Source organism: Halorubrum sp. Atlit-26R, assembly GCF_003666015.1.
In the GTDB taxonomy this organism is placed as follows: Archaea; Halobacteriota; Halobacteria; order Halobacteriales; family Haloferacaceae; genus Halorubrum.
On the sequence record NZ_QPLT01000002.1, the window covers coordinates 38,048 to 61,386 of the forward strand.

General features: G+C 71.1%; 21 protein-coding genes. 8 read left to right on the forward strand and 13 right to left on the reverse strand.

Annotation, left to right across the window (positions count from 1 at the left end; all coding sequences use genetic code 11):
• The first annotated feature begins 65 nt into the window (after nucleotides 1–65).
• Nucleotides 66–833, forward strand: coding sequence for a VOC family protein (locus DVK07_RS02655; RefSeq protein WP_121595618.1), 768 nt, complete (start codon nucleotides 66–68; stop codon nucleotides 831–833).
• Nucleotides 834–894: 61 nt separating this feature from the next.
• On the opposite strand, the gene DVK07_RS02660 is transcribed toward DVK07_RS02655, so the two are convergent.
• From DVK07_RS02660 to DVK07_RS02700, 9 genes are all read right to left on the reverse strand, one after another.
• A complete protein-coding gene (locus DVK07_RS02660) occupies nucleotides 895–3,606 on the reverse strand; it encodes a PAS domain S-box protein (RefSeq protein ID WP_121595619.1) in 2,712 nt (903 codons plus the stop codon).
• 120 nt (nucleotides 3,607–3,726) lie between these two features.
• Complete coding sequence (locus DVK07_RS02665) at nucleotides 3,727–4,161, reverse strand: Zn-ribbon domain-containing OB-fold protein (protein WP_121595620.1); 435 nt, start codon at nucleotides 4,159–4,161, stop codon at nucleotides 3,727–3,729.
• A complete protein-coding gene (locus tag DVK07_RS02670) occupies nucleotides 4,158–5,324 on the reverse strand; it encodes a thiolase domain-containing protein (RefSeq protein WP_121595621.1) in 1,167 nt (388 codons plus the stop codon). The genes DVK07_RS02665 and DVK07_RS02670 overlap by 4 nt, the downstream gene beginning before the upstream one ends.
• A 105-nt stretch (nucleotides 5,325–5,429) precedes the next feature.
• Nucleotides 5,430–6,182 (reverse strand): proteasome assembly chaperone family protein, encoded by a 753-nt coding sequence (locus tag DVK07_RS02675; protein ID WP_121595622.1) that lies wholly within the window; start codon nucleotides 6,180–6,182, stop codon nucleotides 5,430–5,432.
• Between the two features lie 101 nt (nucleotides 6,183–6,283).
• Nucleotides 6,284–6,463, reverse strand: coding sequence for an RNA-protein complex protein Nop10 (locus DVK07_RS02680; RefSeq protein WP_004595878.1), 180 nt, complete (start codon nucleotides 6,461–6,463; stop codon nucleotides 6,284–6,286).
• Between the two features lie 32 nt (nucleotides 6,464–6,495).
• Complete coding sequence (locus DVK07_RS02685) at nucleotides 6,496–7,296, reverse strand: translation initiation factor IF-2 subunit alpha (protein ID WP_121595623.1); 801 nt, start codon at nucleotides 7,294–7,296, stop codon at nucleotides 6,496–6,498.
• Between the two features lie 18 nt (nucleotides 7,297–7,314).
• A complete protein-coding gene (locus DVK07_RS02690; protein ID WP_004595868.1) occupies nucleotides 7,315–7,488 on the reverse strand; it encodes a 30S ribosomal protein S27e in 174 nt (57 codons plus the stop codon).
• A 2-nt stretch (nucleotides 7,489–7,490) separates the two neighbouring features.
• Complete coding sequence (locus DVK07_RS02695; protein WP_004595867.1) at nucleotides 7,491–7,772, reverse strand: 50S ribosomal protein L44e; 282 nt, start codon at nucleotides 7,770–7,772, stop codon at nucleotides 7,491–7,493.
• Between the two features lie 100 nt (nucleotides 7,773–7,872).
• The gene (locus tag DVK07_RS02700; protein ID WP_199719403.1) at nucleotides 7,873–8,550 is read right to left on the reverse strand and encodes a cyclase family protein; all 678 of its coding nucleotides are present in this window, start codon (nucleotides 8,548–8,550) and stop codon (nucleotides 7,873–7,875) included.
• A gap of 134 nt (nucleotides 8,551–8,684) precedes the next feature.
• Here DVK07_RS02700 and DVK07_RS02705 point away from each other — a divergent pair, with 134 nt between their 5' ends.
• The gene (locus DVK07_RS02705; protein ID WP_121595625.1) at nucleotides 8,685–10,820 is read left to right on the forward strand and encodes a S9 family peptidase; all 2,136 of its coding nucleotides are present in this window, start codon (nucleotides 8,685–8,687) and stop codon (nucleotides 10,818–10,820) included.
• 32 nt (nucleotides 10,821–10,852) lie between these two features.
• Here DVK07_RS02705 and mce read toward each other — a convergent pair whose 3' ends face one another.
• Nucleotides 10,853–11,239 (reverse strand): methylmalonyl-CoA epimerase, encoded by a 387-nt coding sequence (mce, locus tag DVK07_RS02710; RefSeq protein WP_121595626.1) that lies wholly within the window; start codon nucleotides 11,237–11,239, stop codon nucleotides 10,853–10,855.
• A gap of 895 nt (nucleotides 11,240–12,134) precedes the next feature.
• On the opposite strand from mce, the gene DVK07_RS02715 reads away from it, so the two are divergent.
• A complete protein-coding gene (locus DVK07_RS02715) occupies nucleotides 12,135–12,935 on the forward strand; it encodes a formate/nitrite transporter family protein (RefSeq protein WP_121595627.1) in 801 nt (266 codons plus the stop codon).
• Between the two features lie 28 nt (nucleotides 12,936–12,963).
• On the opposite strand, the gene DVK07_RS02720 is transcribed toward DVK07_RS02715, so the two are convergent.
• On the reverse strand, nucleotides 12,964–14,637 hold the full coding sequence (locus DVK07_RS02720; protein ID WP_121595628.1) for a methylmalonyl-CoA mutase: 1,674 nt from the start codon (nucleotides 14,635–14,637) through the stop codon (nucleotides 12,964–12,966).
• 130 nt (nucleotides 14,638–14,767) lie between these two features.
• Between DVK07_RS02720 and DVK07_RS02725 the strand changes: the two genes are divergently transcribed.
• Complete coding sequence (locus DVK07_RS02725; protein ID WP_121595629.1) at nucleotides 14,768–15,433, forward strand: O-methyltransferase; 666 nt, start codon at nucleotides 14,768–14,770, stop codon at nucleotides 15,431–15,433.
• A 46-nt stretch (nucleotides 15,434–15,479) separates the two neighbouring features.
• The gene (locus tag DVK07_RS02730) at nucleotides 15,480–18,128 is read left to right on the forward strand and encodes a PAS domain S-box protein (protein ID WP_121595630.1); all 2,649 of its coding nucleotides are present in this window, start codon (nucleotides 15,480–15,482) and stop codon (nucleotides 18,126–18,128) included.
• Nucleotides 18,129–18,187: 59 nt separating this feature from the next.
• Here the strand turns inward: DVK07_RS02730 and DVK07_RS02735 are convergent, their stop codons facing one another.
• Both DVK07_RS02735 and DVK07_RS02740 read right to left on the reverse strand, forming a co-directional pair.
• Nucleotides 18,188–18,586 (reverse strand): OsmC family protein, encoded by a 399-nt coding sequence (locus DVK07_RS02735; RefSeq protein ID WP_004595858.1) that lies wholly within the window; start codon nucleotides 18,584–18,586, stop codon nucleotides 18,188–18,190.
• Nucleotides 18,587–18,743: 157 nt separating this feature from the next.
• On the reverse strand, nucleotides 18,744–19,466 hold the full coding sequence (locus tag DVK07_RS02740) for a metal-dependent hydrolase (protein WP_121595631.1): 723 nt from the start codon (nucleotides 19,464–19,466) through the stop codon (nucleotides 18,744–18,746).
• A 105-nt stretch (nucleotides 19,467–19,571) separates the two neighbouring features.
• On the opposite strand from DVK07_RS02740, the gene DVK07_RS02745 reads away from it, so the two are divergent.
• From DVK07_RS02745 to DVK07_RS02755, 3 genes are all read left to right on the forward strand, one after another.
• A complete protein-coding gene (locus DVK07_RS02745) occupies nucleotides 19,572–20,792 on the forward strand; it encodes a zinc ribbon domain-containing protein (RefSeq protein ID WP_121595632.1) in 1,221 nt (406 codons plus the stop codon).
• Nucleotides 20,793–20,869: 77 nt separating this feature from the next.
• Nucleotides 20,870–21,613: a fumarylacetoacetate hydrolase family protein gene (locus DVK07_RS02750; protein ID WP_121595633.1), complete on the forward strand. Its 744-nt coding sequence runs from the start codon at nucleotides 20,870–20,872 to the stop codon at nucleotides 21,611–21,613.
• Nucleotides 21,614–21,887: 274 nt separating this feature from the next.
• The gene (locus DVK07_RS02755) at nucleotides 21,888–23,327 is read left to right on the forward strand and encodes a GTPase (protein ID WP_121595634.1); all 1,440 of its coding nucleotides are present in this window, start codon (nucleotides 21,888–21,890) and stop codon (nucleotides 23,325–23,327) included.
• Nucleotides 23,328–23,339 lie beyond the last annotated feature (12 nt).

Genomic DNA, 23,339 nt, shown 5'->3' on the forward strand with positions numbered 1-23,339 from the left:
TCCGGCGCCGCGGGTCGGCTTCGGGCTTCAGTACGCTTTTGACTCGAGCGACCGATCGCTCGGGTATGGACGGAACGCTCGACCACGTGATGATCCGCGTCGAGGACCTCGAAGAGAGCCTCGACTGGTACCAGACCCACCTGAACTACGAGGAGAAGGGCCGCTGGGAGGCGGACACGTTCACCAACGTCTTCCTCGGGCCCGAGGACGTCCACGAGGACGGCGCCCTCTTGGAGCTCACGTACAACCACGACGGCCGCAGCTACGAGATCGGCGACGCGTGGGGCCACATCGCGGTCCGCGTCCCCGAGGACGCGCTGCAGGAGTCGTACGACCAGCTGATGGCGGAGGGCGTCGAGGACTACCGCGACCCCGAGTCCTGCGGGAACCGCTACGCGTTCGTGAAGGACCCCGACGGCCACGAGATCGAGATCGTCAAGCGCGACCACGGCGCGAAGTGGAGCATCGACCACACGATGATCCGCGTCGAGGACGCCGACGAGGCGCTCGGCTACTGGACCCGCAAGTTCGAGTACGCCGAGGTCCCCGGGCGCTGGGAGGCCGACTCCTTCTCGAACTACTTCGTGGCGCCCGAGGACGCCTCGGAGGAGGCGATGAAGATCGAGCTCACCTACAACTACGACGGCCGCGAGTACACGATGGGCGACGGCTGGGGCCACGTCGCGGTGCGCGTCGACGACCTCGACGAGGCCTGGGACGACCTCATGACCCGCGAGGCGCCCGACTACCGCGACCCAGCCTCCTGCGACCACAACTACGCGTTCACCAAGGACCGGGACGGCCACGAGGTCGAGCTGGTCACGCGGAACTGACGCGACCGCGCGAAAAGCCGACCGTTCGAACCCTACTTTTCCCCGTCGCGTCTCGATGCGGTCAGCCCGCGGGCTCGACGCCCGTGATCTCGAACCGCGCGCCGCCCGCTTCGCTCTCGACCGCGCGCACCGTCCACCCGTGCGCGTCGGCCACCTGCTCGACGATCCGTAACCCGAACCCGGTCCCCGACTGCGAGGTCGAGTGGCCGGCGTCGAACACCGCCTCGCGCCGGTCCGGCTCGATCCCCGGCCCGTCGTCGGCCACGTAGAAGCCGTCGGAGAGCGTTCCGACCGTGACCGTCACGTCCTCGCCGCCGTGTTCGATCGCATTTCGGATCAGGTTCTCCAACAGCTGTCTGAGCCGCCCCTCGTCCGCGAGGATAATCCCCTCGGCCTCGCTACGCAGCGTCGCGTCTCGCGTGTCGACGGTCCGCCAGCAGGAGCCGACGATCCGTCCCAGGTCGACCGGCTCGGCGTCGGTCACGGGGTCGCCCTCGCGGGCGAGCGTGAGCAGGTCGTCGATCAGGGCGGTCATCCGGTCGTGCGCGCGCTCGACCGCCGCCAAGTGGTCGCTGTCGCACTCCTCGCGGGCCAGTTCGGTCCGGCCGCGAGCGACCTCTAACGGGTTCCGGAGGTCGTGTGACACCACGCCGGCGAACTCCTCGAGCCGGTCGTTCTGCCGCTCCAGCTCCGCGGTCCGCTCGGCGAGCCGTCGGGTGCGCGCCTCGGCCTGGAACGCCGTCTCGGCCGCGGTCGCGAGGATGCCGGCGAGGTACTCGTCGACGCCGTCGAACACCCCCGGCTCCGTCTCGCCGACCGCGATCGTTCCGTAGTCGCCGATCGGGACGATAAGCAGGCTTCGGAGCGCCGTGTCGGCGTCGAGCGCGTCCGTCGTCCGGATGTCGTCGTACATCCGCTGCTCGCCCTCCTCGAAGACCGCCCAGTTGAGGCTCCCGCCGTCGGGCGTGAACGTCTCGCGCTCCGGGAGCAGCTCCTCGGCCTCCGGCGAGACCGCCGCCGGCACCAGTCCCCCGGCCGCCTCGTCGTGGACCCGGACGGTGACGATCGAGAAGCCCAGCACGTCGGTGGCGGCCTCCACGGCCCGCTCGGCGATCTCCTCCCGAGACTCCGCCCCCACGAGCGTCCGAGTGGCCCCGTGGAGCCGCTCGACGCGGCTCTCCCGCTCGATGCGGTCGAGCGCCGCCTCGAGGTGCCCGGTGAGGATCTCGGCCACGAGGACGTCGGTGTCGGTGAACTCGTGCGGGTCCGGCGAGGAGACCACGAACAGCCCGTGGTCGCCGATCGGGCGCAACACCAGACTCTCCGCGGGCGAGGGCTCGTCGAGCGGCTCGTACGTCGACAGCTCGTCGATCACGATCGACTCCTCGCCCTCGAACGCGTCCCACGCCAGCGCCGCCCGCGTCTCCGGCGGCGCGTCCCGGTCGTACGACGGCTGCGTCTCGAACAGGTTCGGCACCGACTGCCCGAGCGCGATCGGTTCGAGGCGGTCACCCTCGTCGGTGCGCAGGTGGATCCCGCTCAGGCCTGCGTCGATCAGGTCGTCGACCGCCTCGACCGCCAGGTCGGCCGCCTCGTCGATGGTCCGGGTGTAGTTGAGCTCTCGGGTCCACTCCCGGAGCCGGGCGAGGGTGCGCTCGCGCTCCTTCCGCTCGGAGACGTCGCGCGTGGTGACGACGTACCCCTCGATCCCGTCGGTCTCGATCCGCTCGCTCCCGACGGACTCGAGCCAGCGGAACTCGCCGTCGGCCGTCTTGAACCGGTACTCGGCGGTCGGGAGGCCTTCGCCGGCGGTGGGGTTCTCGAACGCCGTCCTGACCGCGTCGCGGTCCTCGGAGTGGACGTAGTCCAGCGAGCGCTCGCCGACCAGGTCGGACGGTGCGTGGCCGGTCACGCGCTCGCAGGAGGGGCTCAGGTAGCGGAACCGCCAGTCGCTCGACATCACCGCCACCACGTCGCTGGCGTGCTCGACGAACGCCCGGTGTCTGTCGGCCTCCGTCCGGTCCCGGACCACGCCGACGAACCGCCGCTCGCCGTCCGCGGTGAACTCGCCGTACGACAGCGAAACCGGTATCTCGCGGCCGTCCCGGTGGAGCGCGTCGAACTGGACGTCGGTCCAGTCGACGCCCCGCTCGCCCGTGTCGAGGTAGCGGTCGACCGCCTCGCGGTGGTCCTCGCGGTGTCGCTCGGGCATCAGCGTCGTCAGCGGCTCGCCCTCCAGCTCCGACGGCTCGTACCCGAACACGGACTCGACGGCCGGGTTCGCGAACCGGATCACGCCCTCGGTGTCGACCGACAGGATCGCGTCCGACGCGCCTTCCGCGACCGCGCGGAACTGGCCGATCGCTCGCTCGGCGTCCCGCTCGGCGCGCCGCTTCTCGACGGCCTCGACGATCCGGTTCGCCAGCCGCTCGTACCGCTCCGTGCCGCCGCGCTTCTGGAGGTAGTCGGTGACGCCGGCGGAGATCGCCTCGCTCGCGACCTCCTCGCTCCCCCGCCCGGTGAAGAGGATGAAGGGGAGGTCCGGGTGGCGCTCGCGCACTTCCGCGAGGAACGCGAGCCCGTCCGTCCCGGGCATCTCGTAGTCGGAGACGATACACTCGACGTCGCGCTCCGCTAAGGCGTCGAGGCCTTCCGCCGCGCCGGGCGCCGTCTCGACCGCGATCCGGTCCGCCTCGCGCTCCAAGAACGAGGCGGTGACCTCGCGCAGGTCCGGGTCGTCGTCGACGAGGAGGACCGGAATGCGGTCGGGCATGTGTCCCGACTACCGACGACCCGGATATAACGGTTTTGGCGTTGACACGCTCGTCGCAGAAACGCTCCCCAGGACCGGTTTCCGCTCCGAGTCTCCGAGGCCGTTGGTCGGCTACCGCGCTCAGCGCTCGCCCGCCGGCCGGAAGACGACGAGCCGCTCGCCGTCTGTGGCCCGCTCGCCCACGTCGACCGCGACCGCGTCGCCGATTTCGACCGCCGGCGCTTCGTCGTCCGCGCCGCCGTCACGGACGATTCCCGTCAGCCGCGTCGGACCGAAGTCCACCACCGCGGTCGCGTACGGCGCGTCGTCCGCGAAGCGCGGCGACGGGACGTGGACGACGCTGTACGTCGCCACCGTCCCCGTCTCGTCGAGGGGCTCCCGCGAGAGGTCGGGAGAGCCGCACTCGGGACACACCCGACGCGGGGGGAGCGAGCCGTGCCCGTTCGGGCAGACGATCGCGAACCCGTCTCCGTCGGCGAGCGCGTCGAGCCACTCGGCGTACTCCCGGTCCGTCGGCGACGAGGCGTCCGTCGCGTCCGCGCCGTCGTCGCTCATTCCGCCACCTCCAGCACGTGGACGACCGCGCTGGCGACCGTGCCGCCCGCGTTGTGCGCGACGCCGACCTCGGCGTCCGGGACGTGCTCGCTGTTAGGGTGGTCGCCACGGAGCAGGCGGGTCAGCTCGGCGATCTGCGAGCCGCCGGTCGCGCCGACCGGGTGCCCCTTCGCCTTCAGCCCGCCCGAGAGGTTCACCGGGAGGTCGCCGTCGGCGGTCGTGACGCCCTCGCGGGCCGCCGCGATCCCCTCGCCCGGTTCGAACAGCCCCAGCGACTCCAGCGCCAGCACCTCCGCGATGGTGAAGCAGTCGTGGACCTCGGCGACGTCGACGTCGGCCGCCTCGACGCCGGCGTCGGCGTAGGCCGCGTCGGCGGCGTCGTCCGCGGCCGGCGTCCGTGCGAGGCGCTCGCGGTCGCCGAGCGCCATCCGGTCGGTCCCCTGGCCGGTCCCCGTCACCGCGACCGAGGCCTCGAGGTCGTGCTCGGCGGCGTACTCCTCGGAGACGAGGACGAGCGCGCTCGCGCCGTCGGTGATCGGACAGGCGTCGTAGAGGTGGAGCGGCTCCGCGACCGGCGGGGCGTCCATCGCCTCCGCGACGGACACCTCCTTGCGGTACTGGGCGTACTCGTTCGGGAGGGCGTTCTCGTGGTTCTTCGACGCGATATGCGCGAGGTCCTCGCGGCTCCCCCCGTACGCGTCGAAGTAGGCGTTGGCCATGAGCGCGTAGGCGCCCGGGAAGGTCACCCCGGCCCGCACCTCGTAGAGGTCGTCGGCCGCGATGGCGAGCCCCTCGGTCACTTCGTCGGTCGGGAGGTTCGTCATGCGCTCCATTCCGCCCGCGAGAACGACGTCGGCGTCGCCCGCCGCCACCGTCCGGACCGCCTCGCGGACCGCGACGCCGGCCGAGGCGCACGCCGACTCGTAGCGCGTCGCCGGGCAGCGGACGCCCGCGGCCTCGGCCATCAGCGGCGCTTGGTGGCCCTGGTGTTCGGCGAGCGCCCCCATGAAGTTCCCGTAGTTCAGCTCCTCGACGTCGGCCCTGTCGACCGCCGCGTCCTCGAACGCCCGCAGCGCGGCCTCGCCGAACAGGTCGCGGCCGGTGCGCTCCGGGTGGCTGCCGAAGGGAGTGAGCCCGACTCCGGCGACGCGTACGTCTGTCATAAACGATCGATGATCGGGGATGCGGTTTAGCTCTGCCGGAACCGGGGGTTCGGACCCCTCGACGGGGACGGGCCACCGAGGGAAACGAGGCGGGGGCGCGGCCGTTCAGCCGATGTACCGGAGGTCGTCGTCCGGCACCGCCGGCCCTTCCTGCATCTCGCGGATCTTCCCGACGACCTCCTCCATCTCCTCGGCGCGGTCCTCGAGGCTCTCGTAGTCGACGGACATGTCGAGGACGGTCTCTAAGACCTCCAGCACCGCGCGCGCGCTCTTCGGGTCGACGAGGTAGCCGCTCGTCTCGCCCATCAGGCAGGCGGCCTCGAACCCGCGCCGACCGCCGAGGCCGAGCACGAGTCCGGAGACGCCGACGATGCCGCCGGCCGGCTCATCGGCGCGGAACTCCACGCCGGCGTCTCCGAGGTCGTCGACGAGGGACCCGTCGGACACCGCGCCGAGGACGGTGTACTCCTCGACGAGCTCGCCGGTCGGGACGCCCCCGAGCGCGAACGCCCGCTCGGCGCCGAACTCCTCGGCCACGTCGAGGAACGTCGAGGTGAGCTTGTAGTGGCCCGCGTTCGACCCGGCCTGGTGGTCGCCGGTCAGCACGAGCAGGTCGGCGCCGTCGGTCTCGACGGCGTGGAACTCGGCGCAGGTCAGCTCCGCGACCCCCTCGTCGTCGACGCTCACCTGCGGCGGGAACTCCGTGGCGTACACCCGGCGGACTAACTCCCCGTCGAACTCCTCAAGCAGGTGTTCCGCGGCCAGCTTCCCCACGTGGCCGACGCCCGGCAGCCCCTCGATCAACACCGGGTCGTCTAATTCCGGCGTCGCGACCTCGTCGATCTCGATGTCCTCCATACCCCGTCCGTCCGGGCGGCGGTCACAAGAGGGTGGCTATTCCGGCGGCGCGCGATAGGTCGCGGCCGACGACCGTCCGTCTGACCTCTGCCGGGCGGGGACTACTCCGACCGCCGCCGCGCCCGCCGCCGGTACTCGCCGTACGGGTCCTCCGGGCCGAACGGGGCCGGCGCGCTGTTCTCGGTCGGGCCGTCGCACGCCGGACAGCGGTCGCCGAGCGCGTACACCGGTCGGTCGTGAGCGGTCTCCCAGTTCGCGCAGACGCGGATATCTGATTTCACGGTGAAAAAGTCGCGGGTCGAACGGATCGCGATTACTCGTCGTCTTCGCGCCGCTCGCGGTGGAACTCGCCGGCGCCGCCGGCGGCCTCGATCGACTCGCGGGCGCGCTCGGCGGCGGTCTCGAGCTGCGACTCCGCCGTCTTGTAGTCCGGCGCGCGGACCTTGATCCGGTACTCGGGCGAGCCCACGTAGCCGACGTCGAGCTCGACGCCGTCCGGGATCTCGCCGTTCCCCTCGGCGGCCGCGAGCGCGTCGCGCACGTCGTCGACGCCGTCCGGAGCCGCCGACTCGAGGTCGACGTACCCCGTCACGTCGACGTACGGGACGGAGACGTTGTCGCGGGCGGCCGTGACGATCGCGTCGGCGGTGTCGCCGTCGACGTCGACGTCGTCGAGCGCCTCGTCGCCGCTGATCGCGGCCGACTCGAAGGCGTCGTAGAGGCTCTCGTACTCCGCGAGGAGGGCGTTGGCGACCGACGTGTAGCGGTCGTCGTCGACGTCCTCGCCGAGCGCGATGAGCATCCAGTTGTCGGCCTTCTGGGCGTTCTTCCAGTCCTGGATCGTCTCCTTGCGCTGGTGTTCGTTGACGTCTTTGATCGACAGGTCGATCTGGTTCGACGACTCGTCGACCTCCAGCACCTTCGCGACGACCGTCTGTCCCTCGCGGACGTGGTCGCGAACGTTCTTGATCCAGCCGGACGCGACCTCGCTGATGTGACAGAGACCGCGCTTGTCCTCGTACTCGTCGAGGTCGACGAACACGCCGAAGTCGGCGATCTCGTCGACGTCGCCGACAACCAACTCGCCGGGTTCGGGCCAGCCGCTGTACTTCATACGGGGTGGGTGAGGCGGTTACCGCGCCTCAACGGTTTCGACGATTTCGCCGTGAAGCTCCGCCTCCCCGCCGGTGGGGGTCGCGAGGGTCGTGCCGCAGACCGCGCACGACACCGTCGAGGAGGCCTTGCCGAAGACGACCTGTTCGTTCTCGCAGTCGCCGCAGGCGACGCGGTGGAAGTCTCCCGCCATGCTTACTCCTGGAACGTGAGACGGCCGGCGCGCCATCCCTCGCGCATGTGGGCCTTCCCGCAGTCGCCGCAGCGGTACTTCAGGTGGGTCTTCTTCGTCGGCTTGTCGCCACCGGGCACCTTCGAGTACCCGCCGGCGTTGCCGATCGTCGCGAGGGCGCGGCGTCGCTGCCGCGCGTCGCGCTTCATTCCGGTCGCGCGACCCGATCGGACCTTCTCCACCTCGTGCTCGTGGTGGGAGTCACAGTGTGGGCAGTACGTGTTGAAGCGGCGTGGCATTTCCATGGATATCGACCTTATGGCGCGGTTCGTCGCCGACGCTTAAAACGGGTTTGGTCTGGGGCGCCCGCGATCCGGCGCGCGCGGCGGTCCGCGTCCGTTCGCCTTATTCCTCCCACTCCGCGACCGCGCGCACCGGGGACCCGTCGGCGCCGTGAAGTCGGAGCGGGAAGGCGTACAGCCGGAACCGGTTCGGGAGGCCGTCGAGGCCGCGGAGGTTCTCGACGATCGGGAGCGAGTCGCTCAGGAGCGCGTCGTGGGCGGGGGTGCCGTCGGGTTCGTCGCCGCCGATCGACTCCCCGCCGTTTTTTCCGTCCGCCGTCGGCGTCGGGTCCGGTCCGAACGTATCGAGGCCGACGCCGACGCCCGCCGCACGACAGCGCTCGGCGGCCGCCGCGGTCAGGTACGGATGGTCGCGGTACCGCTCGGTCCCCCAGTGCGATTCCCACCCGGTCCGGAGGACGAGGAGGTCAACGTCGCGGTCGAGGGCGTCAGGATCCGGCAGCGCGTCGGGCGCGATCGGCTCTCGCGGCGTGAGCGGTCGGCAGTCGACGAGGCGGGCCTCGAACGCGAACCGTCCCACGTCCCGCTCGTCTATCGCCTCGCCCTCGGGCAGCGTGTGCCTCGGCGCGTCGACGTGCGTTCCCGCGTGGGTCCCGGTCCGGAGTTCGCTCGTCGCGTATCCGTCCGTCTCGTGGGTCGCGTCGGGCACGAGCGTCACGTCGGGGTCACCGGGGTAGGTCGGCATCCCCGTCTCGATCGGCCGCGAGAGATCGCGGAACACGGGCGGCGGTCGGGCCGCGGCGCTGTTAAGTCGGTCGCCGTCCACCGCTCCGCGTCGCGGGCGACCGCGTCGCTCCCGCCCGGCGAGGTTCCGCGGCCCGAACGTATTTCCTGCGCCCGCCGCTGGATGGGTTCATGTCGGAACTGCCGCTCGACGCCTACTACGACCTGACCCAGGTCGGCGAGGTCGCCGTCTCCCCAACCGGCGACCGCGTCGCCTTCACCGCGACCGAGTACGACCAGGCCGCCGACGAGGCGGTCTCCTCGCTGTTCGTCGCCCCGACCGACGGCTCCCGCGAGCCGCACCGGCTGACGAGCGACTCGGGCGCCTCGGCGCCGACGTGGGGGCCCGACGGCGACCGCCTCGCGTTCGTGGCCGCCCGCGACCGCGACGCCGAGCGGCGGGTCGGCTGGCGCGACCGAGACGAGGGGGACGACGACGAGGAAGCGGAGACCGAAGACGACGAGGGAGGAGACGAGGCCGAGGAAGACGAGGACGAACCCCTCGGAAACGGCGACGAGGAGCCCAAGCCGCAGGTGTGGATCTTCGACCTCGCGCTGGGCGGCGACGCCCGTCAGGTTACCGAACGCGACGAGGGCGTCGCCGGCTTCGACTGGTCGCCCGACGGCGACCGCCTGGTGATCGAGTCGCGCGACCCGACCGACGAGGAGTCGGAGTACCTCGAGCAGGTCCGCGAGGAGGGCGGCCCCATCGAGACGACCCGCCTCCAGCACAAGGTGAACGGCGCGGGGTGGACCGACGACGTGACGCGGTACCTCTTCGTCGTCGACCTCGACGACCCCGAGAGCGACCCCCGACGCCTCGACGACGCGTACGGCGGCGGCGCCTTCGAGGACCTCGCCGGGATGGACCCGACGTGGGGCGGGAGCGGCCGGATCGCGTTCACGTCCTGTCGGCTCGACCGGCCCGACGACACCACCGTCCGCGACCTCTACGCGGTCTCGCCCGATGGTGGCGACGCGGAGCGGCTCACGGGCGGCGACCTCTCCCACGGCGCGCCGGCGTGGCGCCCCGACGGCGACGGGATCGCGACGGTTGCCAGCGACCCCGACGACCCGCCAGCACCGGCGGAGGTGTACCTCGTGGGCGAGAGCGGGGGCGAGATCGCTTCGCTCACCGCCGACCTCGACCGGACGGTCGCCCGCGGCGGCGAGCCGCTGTGGATCGACGGCGAGATCTACACTCGGATCGCCGACGAGAGCCGGACGCGGCTGGTCCGCGTCGAGCCGGACGGGACCGTCGAGCGCCTCTTCGAGGCGCAGGGCCGCGACCGCGCCATGGCCGGGTTCGACGTCGCGGACGACGGGTCGACGGCGGTGACGGTCCTCTCGGACCCGACGGAAGGGACCGACCTGTACGCGGTCGACGTCGACGACCTCGACGAGGAGTCCGAACCCGACTCCTTCCGGCGCCTCACCCGCGTCAACGAGTCGCTCGTCGACGAGTTCGCGATGCCGGAGGCCCGCCGCGTCGAGTGGGAGTCCGACGGCTGGACGCTCGACGGCGTGCTCTACCACGACCCGGACGTCGACCCGGAAGCGGGCGACCACCCCCTCGTGGTCGCGATCCACGGCGGCCCGATGTCGTACGACGAGCCCGTCTTCAGCTTCGGGCACGCCGCCTTGACGAGCTGGGGCTACCTCGTCTTCCGCCCGAACTACCGGGGCGGCACCTCCCGCGGCCGCGAGTTCACCGCGGAGCTGACCGGGAAGTGGGGCACCGCCGAGGTCGACGACATCGCGGCGGGCGTCGAGTCGCTCGCGGACCGCGGCTGGGTCGACCCCGACCGCGTGTTCGGCCACGGCTTCTCGTACGGCGGGATCGCGCAGGGGTTCCTCGTCACGCGGGAGCCCGACCTGTTCACCGCTGCGGCGCCGGAGCACGGCATCTACGACCTCCGGTCCGCGTTCGGCACGGACGACACCCACGTCTGGCTGGAGGCGGAGTTCGGGCTCCCGTGGGAGAACCCGGAGGCGTACGACTCCTCGACGGCGGTCCTCGACGCCGGGAACATCGAGACGCCGCTGCTCGTGATGGCCGGCGGCGAGGACTGGCGGTGTCCGCCCTCGCAGTCGGAGCAGCTGTACGTCGCGGCGCGCAAGCAGGGGATCGACGCGGAGCTCGTCGTCTACCCCGACGAACACCACAACATCGGTGACCCCGACCGCGCGATCCACCGACTCGAGAAGATCCTCGACTGGTACGAGACGCACGACCCGGCGGTCGAGGGCGAGTCCGACGAGGAGTGAGCCGGTAGGAGCGCGAGAGGGGCCGCAGCCTCTCAGTGTTCGACGAACTCCACGAGCACGCCGCCCGTCGATCCCGGGTGACAGAACGCCACCTCGTGGCCCCACGCGCCGGGACGGGGCTCCTCGTCGACGAGGTCGATACCGAGGTCGCGCGCGTCGGCGAGCGCGGCCGGGAGGTCGTCGACCGCGAGCGCAACGTGGTGGACGCCGGGCCCCTCGCGGTCGAGATAGTCGGCGATCGTCCCGCCCGCGTCCGGTTCGAGCAGCTCGAAGTAGCCGCCGCCGTCGAGTTCGAGGAAGACGACGCGCATCCCATCGAACGCTTCCTCGTGGGCGACCGGTGCGTCGAGCAGACCGCCGAACAGGTCGGCGAGGGCGGTGGCGTCGCGTGTCGCGACGCCGACGTGGTCGAAGCGCATACGGGCCGGAACGGGCGCCGACGACTTATAAGGACCGAGCGGGCCGAGGTCAGAGCGCCGGAGCGAAGAGCCCCGTTGAAACACTATTATTCAGATCCGTTCTCGTCTGAAACAGCCAGTTGCTGAAGCGTGCTTGTTGATCGATAGCGGGAGTGAGTATCGCAGATCGACGGCCGCGATATAGTATTTAAATAGTCATGAGCGACGGCGGCGATCACTTATAAATGACAGGCGGTGGCGCGCCTGCGAGCGGCCGGAGCGAAGCGGAGGCCGCGAGTCAGCCCGCGAGGGACGCCGCGAACGCCCGCAGGGCGTGAGCGGCGAGGTTGGGGAGGCGTGAGGCTGCGGTCCCGTGAGCGACCGGAGGGAGCGAGCGGGAGTACGGAAGTCGCAGCCCGCGCAGCGAACGGAGTGAGCGAGCAGGACCGTCTTCCGGTGGTGCTGTGCGGGGCGGGTGGGACTCAAAGGGGCAGTCGCGAGGGCGAAGCACGCCGCAGCAAGCACCGCAAGGAGCGAGTGAAACGAGCGACTGAGGAGCGTGGTTCGAGACGCCTCCGGCGTCTCGTCATCACGAAAGGCGCGTCGCGCCTTTCGAACGACAGCAAGGCGCGCGAGCCGTCGCGACTGGGGCTTTGGATGTCGCCATCCCAGCAGCGCTGATCACTTATAAACAGCCGACGACAACACCACAACCCTCCTTATAAATGACCTCACTCACGATGTACTACACCTACTCCCGAAATCGCTCGTCGTTACGTCTGTATCGACCACAACGGGAGCAGAATATGTCTCTTGGAGAGGGTTTCAACAGATCTGACGAAGGGCCCTCCCGTCGCTCCCCGCCGGGATCCAAAGGTTTGGGTGCGGTCCGGTCGAAGCGGGGACGACCCAACCCGTGAGCGACTCAGAGACCGACTCGACGGAGCAGATGACGTCGCGGAACATCCTCGGCTCGTTACTGGAGAGCGGGCTCCACGAGATGAACCGGGAGCGCTCCGGGCTGCTCCTCTCCGGGCTGTCGGCGGGGCTCGACATCGGGTTCGGCCCGCTGATGATGGCCGTCGTGTTGACCCTCTCGCCGGGGACGTTTGGCGACCTGTCGACCGAGCTGCTGTTGGCGAGCGTCTACTCCATCGGGTTCATGTTCGTCATCCTCGGCCGCTCCGAGCTGTTCACCGAACACACGACGCTGGCAGTGATCCCGGTGTTGGACCGCCAGGCGTCGCTCAGCGACTTGGGCCGCCTCTGGGGGCTGGTGTACGTCGGGAACATCGTCGGCGGGCTGTTGTTCACGCTGCTCGTGACGCTGTTGATGCCCGAACTCGGCGTCGTCGACCCGGCGTCGTTCGAGACCATCGCCCTGAAGCTCGTGGACCACGACCTCCCGTGGCTGTTCGTCGGCGGCGTCTTCGCCGGGTGGCTGATGGGGCTGCTGGCGTGGCTCATCACGGCGGCGCAGGACACGACCGCGCGGATCCTGCTCGTGTTGATCGTCACCGGCACCATCGGCCTGCTCCACCTCCCGCACTCGATCGCGGGCAACGTCGAGGTGCTGTTCGGGCTGATCGTGTCGTCCGCGATCACCCCGGCGGACTACGTCGGGTTCCTCGTGCTGGCGACGCTGGGCAACGCCTTCGGCGGCGCGGTGTTCGTCGCGCTGCTGAAGTACGGGCACGTCGTCCGCGGCGCGAACTGACCGCGACGCCGGCGGGCTCCTTCCGGACTCACCGCCCCGGTTTGTACTCCCCGAACTCGTCGCGGAGCACGTCGGAGATCTCCTGGACCGTCGCGTACGCCTTCACCGCGTCGATGATGTGCGGCATCACGTTCTCCGACCCCTGTGCGGCCTCGCGGAGCCCCGCGAGCGCGTCGTCGACCGCGCCGTCGTCGCGCTCGGCCTTCACCCCGTTCAGCCGGTCGCGCTGGTTCTGCTCCTGTTCGGGGTCGACCTCTTCGAGGTCCATCTCCGGCTCCTCGTCAACCTCGAACTCGTTGACGCCGACGATGATCCGCTCGCCCGCCTCGATCTCCTGTTGTCGCTCGAAGGCGACATCCTGGATCTGCCGCTGGACCCACCCGCTCTCGACGGCCTCCAGCATCCCGCCGCGGCGGTCCACCTCCTCGATGATCTCGAACGCCTCCTCCTCGATCCCGTCGGTGAGGTTCTCGACGTAGTACGAGCCCGCGAGCGGGTCGATCGTGTCGGCCGCGCCCGACTCGTGGGCGAGGATCTGCTGGGTGCGGAGCGCGGTGCGGACGGACTTCTCGGTCGGCAGCGCGAGCGCCTCGTCTTTCCCGTTCGTGTGGAGGCTCTGGGTGCCGCCGAGCACCGCCGCGAGCGCCTGATAGGAGACGCGGACGACGTTGTTCTCGATCTGCTGGGCCGTGAGCGTCGAGCCGCCGGTCTGGGTGTGGAACTTCAGCTGCTTCGACTTGGGGTTCTCGGCGTCGAACCGCTCGTCCATGATCTGCGCCCACATCCGGCGGGCGGCCCGGAACTTCGCGGCCTCCTCGAAGATGTTGTTGTGAGCGTTGAAGAAGAAGGAGAGCTGGGGGGCGAACTCGTCGACGTCGAGCCCGGCGTCGAGCGCGGCCTCGACGTACTCGATGCCGTCGCCGAGGGTGAAGGCGATCTCCTGGGCCGCGGTCGAGCCGGCCTCCCGGATGTGGTAGCCGGAGATGGAGATCGTGTTGAACTTCGGCGTCTCGGCCGCGCAGAACTCGAAGATGTCCGTGATGAGCCGCATCGACTCCTTCGGCGGATAGATGTAGAGGTTCCGCGCGATGTACTCCTTCATGATGTCGTTTTGAATCGTCCCGCGGAGCTGGTCGCGCGGGACGCCCTGCTCGTCGCCCATCGCGACGTACATCGCGAGCAGCACCGCCGCGGGCGCGTTGATCGTCATCGACGTGGACACCTCGTCGAGCGGGATGCCGTCGAACACCGTCTCGAAGTCGTCGAGGGTGTCGATGGCGACGCCGGACCGGCCGACCTCGCCCTCCGCCATCGCGGCGTCGGAGTCGTACCCCATCTGGGTCGGGAGGTCGAACGCCATCGACAGGCCCGACGACCCCTCGTCGATGAGGTACTGGAAGCGCTCGTTCGTCTCCGCGGCGGTGCCCATCCCGGCGTACTGGCGCATCGTCCACAGCCGCCCGCGGTGCATCGTCGAGTAGACGCCGCGGGTGTACGGCTCCTCGCCGGGGTAGCCGAGGTCCTCGCGGTAGTCCGTCTCGACGTCGGCCGGGGTGTAGAGGGGGTCGACCTCCTGGCCGCCGGTGTCGGTGGTGAACGTCTCCTCGCGCTCGCCGAACCGGTCGACCGTCTCGCCGTAGGTCCCGTCTTCCCACGACTCCTTGGCCGCCCGGATCTCGGCGAGTTCCTCGGGATCGTACATTATCGAATCGGTCGACCGACCGCGACTTAACAGTTTTCAGGGGCGGGCCGGGTTCCAGTCCGGCGGCCCTCGCCCGTCGGGAGTCGCGCCCGCCGGTCCGATTTAAGTGACACGCGTCCGATGCGCTCGCATGGACGTGCTCACGGACCCAGCGCGCCGGTTCCTGGCCGCGACGGCGCCGGAACACACGCCGGTCCAGGCGGAGATGGCCGACCTCGCCGACGAGTGGGGGTTCCCGATCATCGGCCCCGAGGCGGGGGCGGTCCTCCGACTGCTCGCGCGGCTGACGGACGCCGACCGCGTCTTCGAGTTCGGCTCCGGGTTCGGCTACTCCGCCACGTGGTTCCTGCGCGGCGGCGCCGGGAGCGTGGTCTGCACCGAGTTCGACGCCGACGAGGCCGAACGGGGCGTCGCGTTCGCCGACGAGGGCGGCTACGCCGACAGCGTCACCTTCGAGGTCGGCGACGCGATGGAGACGGTCGAACGCTACGACGGCCCCTTCGACGTGGTCCTGATCGACCACCAGAAGGGGCGGTACGCCGACGCCTACCGGACGGTCCTCCCGAAGGTCAGGACCGGCGGCGTGATCGTCGCCGACAACGTCACCCGCGGCCCGATCGACTTCGAGGCCCTCGTCGCGCACTTCGAGGCGGGCGAACCGCTCCCGGACGACGCGGTCGACGGGGAGACGCGCGGCATCGGCGAGTACGTGGGGACCGTCCGCTCGGACGACGCCGTGGAGACCGCGGTCCTCCCCGTCGGCTCCGGCATCGCCGTTTCGACGGTCGTCCGGTGAAACCGAACGAAACGGTTATCATGTCGAATAGAAAACACCAATTCAGATGAGGGAAGCGGAGGGTGCCGACGACGGCGACGGGTCGACGGGCGGGCGAGAGCGCTCGCTCGTCAGCGTGCTCGTCGTCGACGACGAGCCGGGGTTCGCGGACGTGGCCGCCTCGCTGTTGGAGTCGCGCGACGACCGGATCGAGGCGACGCCGGTCGAGAGCCCGTCGGCGGCGCTCGACGCGCTCTCGGCGTCGTCGTACGACTGCGTCGTCTCGGACTACGAGATGCCGGAGACCGACGGGATCGAACTGCTCGAAGCCGTCCGCGATCGACACGGCGACGTCCCGTTCGTGCTGTTCACCGGCGAGGGGTCAGAGGCGGTCGCCAGCGAGGCGGTCTCCGCGGGCGTCGACGAGTACCTCCGCAAGGGAGAGGCGTCCGATCAGTACTCTCGGCTCGCGGGCGCCGTCGAGGGCCTCGTCTCGCGGACCCGGGGCGAGCGCCGGGTCGCCGAGCACTTGGAGCGCGTCTCCGACGCGTTCTGCGAGGTCGACGACGAGTGGCGGATCACGTACCTCAACGACCGCGCGGTCCGGATGATCGACCTCGACGCCGACGAACTGCTCGGGGAGCGGATCTGGGACCTGTTCCCGGAGACCACGGACACCGACGGCGAGGAAGCCCTCCGCGAGGCCGCCGAGACCGGCGAGCCGGTGCGGTTCGAGGCGCACGTCGACCGGCTCGGCGCCGACCTCGTCGTGAACGCCTACCCGACGCCCGACGGGCTCGCGCTGTACTTCCGGGACGTGACGGAGAAGCGGGAACGGGAGCGGGAGCTCCGCGAGCTCTCCGAGCGCCTCCAGCTGGCCGTCGAGGGCGCCGACGTCGGCGTCTGGGACTGGAACGTCCGGACGGACGAGGTCCGGTTCGACGAGCGGTGGGCGGCGATGCTCGGCCACGAGGCCGACGAGATCGACTTCGACCTGTCGGCGTGGGAGGACCGCGTCCACCCGGACGACGTCGACGACGCCTGGGACGCCATCGAGGCGCACTTCGCGGGGGAGACCGACCTCTATCAGGCCGACTTCCGGATGCGGACGAAGTCCGGCGACTGGAAGTGGATCCGCGACCGCGGCCGGGTCGTCGAGCGGACGGACGACGGCGAGCCGCTCCGGGCCGTCGGCATCCACATCGACGTCACCGAGGAGAAGGAGCGAGAGCGCGAGCTGGAGCGGTACCGCCGCATCGTCGACGAGCTGCCGGAGTCGGTGTGTATCTACGACGCCGACGGCCGCATCGCGCTCGCGAACGACCACACCGCCGACGTGTTAGCGGCCGATCCCGAGGCGCTCGTCGGCCGGGAGAGCGGCCTCGTCGACCGCATTCGGGCGGCGGGCGACGGCGACCGGTACGACGCCCTCGTCGACGGCGAACGCGGCTCGCTGGCCGGGACGGTCGAGGTCGACCTGCCCGGGAAGTCCGAGGCGATCGTCGACTACGGCCTGACCCGGCTCGTCATCGACGGGGAGTTCGACGGGGTTCTCGGCATCTCCCGCGACGTGACCGACGAGCGACGGCGACAGCAGCGGCTCGAACGCACCACGGCGCGGTTGGAGGCGCTGTTCGAGCGCTCGCCGGACATGGTCGACATCCACGACGAGGCGGGCGAGATCGTCGACGCGAACCGGGCGATGACCGACGCGCTCGGCTACGACCGCGAGGAGCTCGTCGGCATGGACGTCTGGGAAGTGGACACCGAGCTCGACCCGGAGGAGGGCGTTCGGCTCTGGAACGGGCTGGAGATGGACGAGACGGTCCGGCTGGAGACGACCTTCGCCCGCGCGGACGGCTCGACGTTCCCGGTCGAGGTCCACGTTCGGCGCATCGACGTCCAGGGCGAGGACCGGTTCCTGGCGAGCAGCCGCGACATCTCGGAGCGCAGGGCGTACGAGCGCCGCATCGAGCGAGAGAACGAGCGGCTCGACGAGTTCGCGAGCATCGTCTCGCACGACCTCCGGAACCCGCTCAACGTCCTCTCGGGGTACCTCCGGCTCGCGCGCGAGACGGGGAACGACTCCTACTTCGACCGCTGCGAGCGCGCGCTCGACGAGATGGAGCGGCTCATCGAGGACGTGCTCGCGCTCGCGAAGCAGGGCGAGGCGGTCGGGTCGTTCGAGCGCGTCCACCTCGGCGAGCTGGCCGCCGGATACAGCGACGACGCGTTCGGATCGGCGAACGGGGAGGACCCGTTCGGCGGCGACGCCGGCGACGCCGGCGACGCCGCTGACGGCGAGGCGGAGGCCGCTCCGATCGAGGTCGACGTCGACGCCGACGGCGAGATCTGCGCCGACCCGGGGCGGGTCCGGCAGCTCCTCGGGAACCTGTTCCGAAACGCCGCCGAACACGGCGGCGAGCGCGTCGTCGTCGGCGACCTCTCGGACGGCTTCTACGTCGAGGACGACGGGCCCGGGATCGGCCCGGACGAGCGCGAGAAGGTGTTCGAGAGCGGCTACACCACCTCCGAGACGGGGACCGGATTCGGGCTCTCGATCGTCCAGCGCATCGCCGAGGCGCACGGCTGGGACGTCGCGGTCACGGAGGGAGAGCGCGGCGGCGCTCGGTTCGAGTTCACCGGCGTCGACCGCCCGGACCCGTCGCCGCAGGAGCCGGAGTCGCCCGGCGAGGCGGTCGAGCCCCGGGACTGAGCGCGGGTCGCGCGTCCGAACCGACTGCGAAAAGGAACGGTCGCCGCGGCGGTCGGGCCTTAGAACGCGCCGGGGTAGACGCTGACGTCGGCGTGGAGTTCCTCGCGGAGCGCGCTGTGGACGTGACAGATGCCCTCGGCGCGCTCGGCGATGTCGGCGGCGGTCTCGTCGTCGAGGTCGGCCTCGACGTGGACGTCGAAGGCGATCGATTCGAGGTCGTCGTCGTCGTCGAGCTCGGCGCTCGCGTCGATCTGGATCGTGCCGAGGTCCTCCTCGCCACGCTGGCTCCCGCCGACGCGGAGCGCCGGGAGGTAACAGGAGGCGTACGTCGCGACGAGCGCCGCGTTCGGGTTCGGGCCCGTCTCGTCGGTGGCGTCGATCTGGAGGTCGAACTCGCCGACCTGGCTGGTGCTCGCGTACCCTTCCTCGGAAACCGTGGACGTCTCGATGTCTGCCATAGTCGGTTCCGCGTTCGTCCTCCCGCCGCTAAAGGCTGCCGACACGGGACGTCGCTGCCGGGGCGAGGACAGCGGTCCCCGGACGACGGTCGCGTCGCTACGCGGTCGGGATCGGAAAAATCGCGGAGTCACCGGTGCGGGCCGCCCTCCTCGGGACTCAGTCGAGCGTGTACGTCTCGTCGCCCTCGAGGACGACCGGCTCGGCGGCCGCGCCCGCGGCCTTCACCTCGTTGACGAACTCGCGGGTCTCGATCTCGATCGGGCCGAACGAGTCGTAGTGCATCGGGAAGACGACGTCGGCGCCCACCCAGTCGGCGGCGATGCCGGCGCCCGCGGGCCCCATCGTGAAGTGGTCGCCGGCGGGCAGGGCGGCGGCGTCCGGTTCGAGGTACGGGGCGATCACGTCGACCATCTCTGACATCAGGCCGGTGTCGCCCGCGTGGTAGAACGTGGTACAGTCTGCGTCGGACTCCTGCGTCGGCTTCTTGTCGCCGATGACGAACCCGGTCGGCATCCCGCCCGAGGTGCCGTACCCGTTGTCGATGCCGTTCGAGTGGTCCGCGCGGACCATCGTCACCCACGCGTCGCCGCACTCGACGGTGCCGCCGATGTTCATCCCGCCCGCCGGGAGGGTGTGCTCGTGGCCGAAGTTCTCCTGGACGTAGTTGGTCAGCTCCGGCGTCGCGACCACGGTGGCGCCCTCGAAGCGGTCCGCGTCGGCGATGTGGTCGGAGTGGCCGTGGGTCAGGAGGAGGTAGTCGGGGTCGAGCTCCTCGGGGCTGACGTCGGTCTTCGGGTTGTCGAAGAACGGGTCGATGAGCAGCTCCGTGTCGTCGACGACGACGTGCCACGTGGAGTGGCCGTGCCAGGTGAGTTCCATGGTACGTCCGATACATCTCGGCGGGCCGTAATAAAACTCGACGCCGCGGATCGCGTCGTCCGACGGCGAAAGCAATTAACAGGCACGAACGCGAACGCAGAGTAGATGCCCTCCGAGACCAGCGACCCCGGCGGCCCGCCGGCCGCCTGCCCCGCCTGCGGCGAGGCGGTTCCGGCCGGAGCGAGCTTCTGCCCCGACTGCGGCGCCGACCTCGGCGACCCGGACGACCCCGCGTACTGCTCCGCGTGTGGCGAGGCGTTCGACGACGACGACCGGTTCTGTTCGAACTGCGGCGCGTCCCGGTCGGGCGGCGGGTCCGCCGCGTCCGAGCCGGCGGGCCGCGCGCCCGAGGAGTCGGACGACCGGGATCCGTCCGCGTCGCGCTCGGCGTCGCCCCCGGCCGAGACCGAGCGCGCCTTCCGCCGCCGGGTCCAGGACCACCTCGACGCCGGGTGGGACGTCGAGCGGGACGACGGCGATCGCGTCGTCCTCGTCGACAGGGGAATCGGCTCCGTCGGCGTCCACATCCTGCTTTTCATCTTCACCAGCGGGATCGGGAACCTGCTGTACGGCTGGTGGCACTACTCCAAGCTGGCGGAGCGACGGCGGCTCGTCCGCGGCGACGAGACGGCGGCGCGCGCGCCGTCGAGCGTCGAGGACGCGGGTCGGGCGGAGACGGCCACCGCGTACGTCCTGACCGCACTGCTGTTGCTGATCGGCGGCTGGATCGGCTTCATGGCGGCGACGAGCGGCTCGCCGCCCGCCGCGCTGATCGGAATCGCGTTCGCCGGGCTCGGCCTCGGCGTGGCCCCGCCGGTCCGCCGCCGCCTCGACCGCCGGCACGGGGTCACGGCGTTCGGCCGGAAGAAGACGGTCGATCACCGGATCGTCCGCCCGCCCGAGTCCGTCGAGGAGCCCTGCGTCGTCTGCGGCGAGGCGTTCGAGCGCGGCCTCGTCAGGCGGCGCCGCGACGAGACGGTCGTCGCCGGCGTGCCGGTCCGGACCCACTCGATGCGGCACAACCACTACTGCGCCGACTGCGCCCGGTCGGATCTGTTCGGCGACCGCGTCGGCGCGCCGTCGCTCGACGACCTCGCTGACGACGCGGGCCCGGTCGACGACGCGGTCGACGACGTGGACGCGGCCGACAATGCGGATGCGGCCGATGATGCGGACGCGGCCGACGATGCGGATGCGGCCGATGATGCGGACGCGGCCGATGACGCCGATCACGCCGACGAGGATTTCGCAGACGCGGACGCCGACGGCGGGGACGCCGCGGACGACGCCTCCGGCGACGAGCGGGCCACGGAAGCGACCGAGTGAGTCGGCGGCCCCGACACCCGCGGGCGTCGCTTGCCTCTCCGGGAACGCTTTTCGGGCGGCCGCCCGTTCGCTCGCGTATGTACCGCGCACGGTTCCGCGACCCGGCCGGATCGATCCGCGAGGGCGAGTACGACCCGGCGACCGACACGGTCGCCTTCGGCGGCGACGAGTACGCGCTCTCGGACCCCGCGATCGACGTGCTCGCGCCCAGCGACCCGTCGAAGGTCGTCTGTATCGGACGCAACTACGCCGACCACGCCGAGGAGCTCGGCAACGACGTCCCCGACCGTCCCCTCCTCTTCCTCAAGCCGCCGAACGCGGTGGCGAGCCACGGCGACACCGTGACCGTCCCCGCGGGCAAGGACCGTATCGACTGGGAGGCGGAGTTCGCGGTCGTCATCGGCGAGCAGTGCAAGGCGGTCGACGCCGCGGACGCGATGGACGTCGTCGCGGGGTTCACCTGCATGAACGACGTGTCGAACCGCGACGACCAGAACCGCGAGCAGAACTGGGTGCGCGGGAAGGCGTTCGACGGCGCCGCGCCGCTCGGCCCGGTCCTCGCGACGCCCGACGAGGTGCCCGACGACGCGAGCGTCGAGCTCCGCGTCAACGGCGAGACCAAGCAGTCGAGCGACCGCGAGCACATGATCTTCGACGTCCCGACGCTGATCGAGGAGATCACGACGTACCTCACGCTCGAACCCGGCGACGTCATCGCGACCGGCACCCCGGAGGGCGTCGGGGCGCTCTCCGACGGCGACACCGTCGAGGTCGAGGTCGAGGGCGTCGGGACGCTCGAACACGACGTTCGGATCCCCTGAGCGACGCGCCGTCGAACGCGACCCCTCCTTTTTGCGGCTCGGTACCACACCTCGTTTCTGGTGAACGCTTATCCGTGAGCCGCCGGAGTCGGAGGTATGGAGACCAGTTCGTTCGTCGCCGGCTTCTGACCGCACCGCCGCGGCGCGACGCGACGGCCGCCTCCCGCTCGACTGGCCGATCGCCAGCGCGACGGCGCGCCGTCCCCCGCGCCGCAGAGTCGCGACCGGAGCGCGAGACGCTCCCCTCTCCGGGCCGACGCGAGCGCCCGACCGAATGTCACGAGACGACGCCACGACGAACGAGACCGCCGAACCGAGCGAAACCGACTCTCAGGCCGCCGACCCCGACCGAACGTCCGCCGAGACCGACCCCACGGCCGCCGACGGGACCCCCGCCGTCGTCGCGGCGCGGGCCGACGGCGAGCCGCCGGACACGACGGAGATCCGGGAGCTGGCCGCCGCCGCCGGCTACGCGGTGGTCGGCGAGGTCACCCAGCGGCGCCGCGAGGACCCGACCTACGACCTCGGCCGCGGGAAGGCCGAGGAGCTGATGCGGCTCGCGGCCGAGACGGGCGCCGAGGCGGTGATCTACGACGGGAGCCTCTCCCCCGGACAGACGTTCTCCCTCGGCGACCTGCTGCCGCCCGGGACTGCGGTGATCGACCGCCCGCGCCTCGTGTTGGAGCTGTTCGCCGACGCCGCCGACTCCCGCGCGGCCGACCGCCAGCTGGAGCTGGCGCGCCTGCGCTACGAGCTCCCCCGGCTCCGGGAGGCGGTCGCCCGCGACGCGAGCGAAGACGTGCGACTCCAGCCGGAGGGCGACAGCCGGGTCCTCGACGTCGAGAAGCGGATCGAGTCTGCCGAGCGAGCGCTCGCCGAGATCGCCGACGACCGGGCGGAAAGGCGGGCGGAGCGCCGCGACGCCGGGTTCGACCTCGTCGCGCTCGCCGGGTACACCAACGCCGGGAAGTCGACGCTGGCCCGCCGGCTCGCGGACGACACGGAGGCGCCGGGCGACGAGTCCGCGACTAAGCCGAGCGACCCGGCCGATCGCGACGGGCCGCTCGCGGTCGCCGACCGCCCGTTCGAGACGCTCTCGACGACGACGCGCCGCGCGACGGTCGGCGGGCGGCGCGCGCTGCTCACGGACACCGTCGGCTTCCTCGACGGGCTCCCCCACGAGGCGGTGCGCTCGTTCCGGACGACCGTCGACGCGGTCCGGGGGGCCGACTGCGCGCTGCTCGTCGTCGACGCGAGCGACGAGCCGGCGGTCCTGCGCCGGAAGCTCACGGCGTCGCTGTCGGCGATCGAGGCGACCGACGGGCCCGTGATACCGGTGCTGTCGAAGGCGGATGAGATCGGGGCGGACCGTCTCGCCGCCGCCGTGGAGTCGTACGAGGCCGCCGTCGCGGACCTCGACGCGCGGAAGGCGCCCGTCGTCGACGCCCTCCGGTCGCCGATTCCGGTCAGCGTCCGCGACGGGACGGGGCTCGCAGACCTCGCGGACGCGGTGGCTGGCGCGCTCCCCACGGCGACCGCGTCCGTCTCGGCGCCGAACGGCGGCGCCGCCCAGGCCGCCCTCTCGTGGGCGTACGACCGGGAGATCGTCGCGGACGTCGACTACGGCGGCGAGACCGTCGCCGTCGACCTCGCGGGGCGGCCCGACGTGGTCGCCGAGGCGGAGCGACGGTTCGCGGACGCCCGGTCGCCGTGAGCGGCGGGGCGG

What these genes read in the sequence shown, in the direction of transcription:
- DVK07_RS02730 (WP_121595630.1), top strand. Translation starts at nt 15,480, where the DNA reads ATGAGGGAAGCGGAGGGTGCCGACGACGGCGACGGGTCGACGGGCGGG.
- DVK07_RS02660 (WP_121595619.1), bottom strand. Translation starts at nt 3,606, where the DNA reads ATGCCCGACCGCATTCCGGTCCTCCTCGTCGACGACGACCCGGACCTG.
- DVK07_RS02685 (WP_121595623.1), bottom strand. Translation starts at nt 7,296, where the DNA reads ATGAAGTACAGCGGCTGGCCCGAACCCGGCGAGTTGGTTGTCGGCGAC.
- DVK07_RS02750 (WP_121595633.1), top strand. Translation starts at nt 20,870, where the DNA reads ATGTACCGCGCACGGTTCCGCGACCCGGCCGGATCGATCCGCGAGGGC.
- DVK07_RS02670 (WP_121595621.1), bottom strand. Translation starts at nt 5,324, where the DNA reads ATGACAGACGTACGCGTCGCCGGAGTCGGGCTCACTCCCTTCGGCAGC.
- DVK07_RS02755 (WP_121595634.1), top strand. Translation starts at nt 21,888, where the DNA reads ATGTCACGAGACGACGCCACGACGAACGAGACCGCCGAACCGAGCGAA.
- DVK07_RS02690 (WP_004595868.1), bottom strand. Translation starts at nt 7,488, where the DNA reads ATGGCGGGAGACTTCCACCGCGTCGCCTGCGGCGACTGCGAGAACGAA.
- DVK07_RS02740 (WP_121595631.1), bottom strand. Translation starts at nt 19,466, where the DNA reads ATGGAACTCACCTGGCACGGCCACTCCACGTGGCACGTCGTCGTCGAC.
- DVK07_RS02725 (WP_121595629.1), top strand. Translation starts at nt 14,768, where the DNA reads ATGGACGTGCTCACGGACCCAGCGCGCCGGTTCCTGGCCGCGACGGCG.
- DVK07_RS02675 (WP_121595622.1), bottom strand. Translation starts at nt 6,182, where the DNA reads ATGGAGGACATCGAGATCGACGAGGTCGCGACGCCGGAATTAGACGAC.
- DVK07_RS02745 (WP_121595632.1), top strand. Translation starts at nt 19,572, where the DNA reads ATGCCCTCCGAGACCAGCGACCCCGGCGGCCCGCCGGCCGCCTGCCCC.
- DVK07_RS02735 (WP_004595858.1), bottom strand. Translation starts at nt 18,586, where the DNA reads ATGGCAGACATCGAGACGTCCACGGTTTCCGAGGAAGGGTACGCGAGC.
- DVK07_RS02665 (WP_121595620.1), bottom strand. Translation starts at nt 4,161, where the DNA reads ATGAGCGACGACGGCGCGGACGCGACGGACGCCTCGTCGCCGACGGAC.
- DVK07_RS02695 (WP_004595867.1), bottom strand. Translation starts at nt 7,772, where the DNA reads ATGGAAATGCCACGCCGCTTCAACACGTACTGCCCACACTGTGACTCC.
- DVK07_RS02705 (WP_121595625.1), top strand. Translation starts at nt 8,685, where the DNA reads ATGTCGGAACTGCCGCTCGACGCCTACTACGACCTGACCCAGGTCGGC.
- mce (WP_121595626.1), bottom strand. Translation starts at nt 11,239, where the DNA reads ATGCGCTTCGACCACGTCGGCGTCGCGACACGCGACGCCACCGCCCTC.
- DVK07_RS02655 (WP_121595618.1), top strand. Translation starts at nt 66, where the DNA reads ATGGACGGAACGCTCGACCACGTGATGATCCGCGTCGAGGACCTCGAA.
- DVK07_RS02720 (WP_121595628.1), bottom strand. Translation starts at nt 14,637, where the DNA reads ATGTACGATCCCGAGGAACTCGCCGAGATCCGGGCGGCCAAGGAGTCG.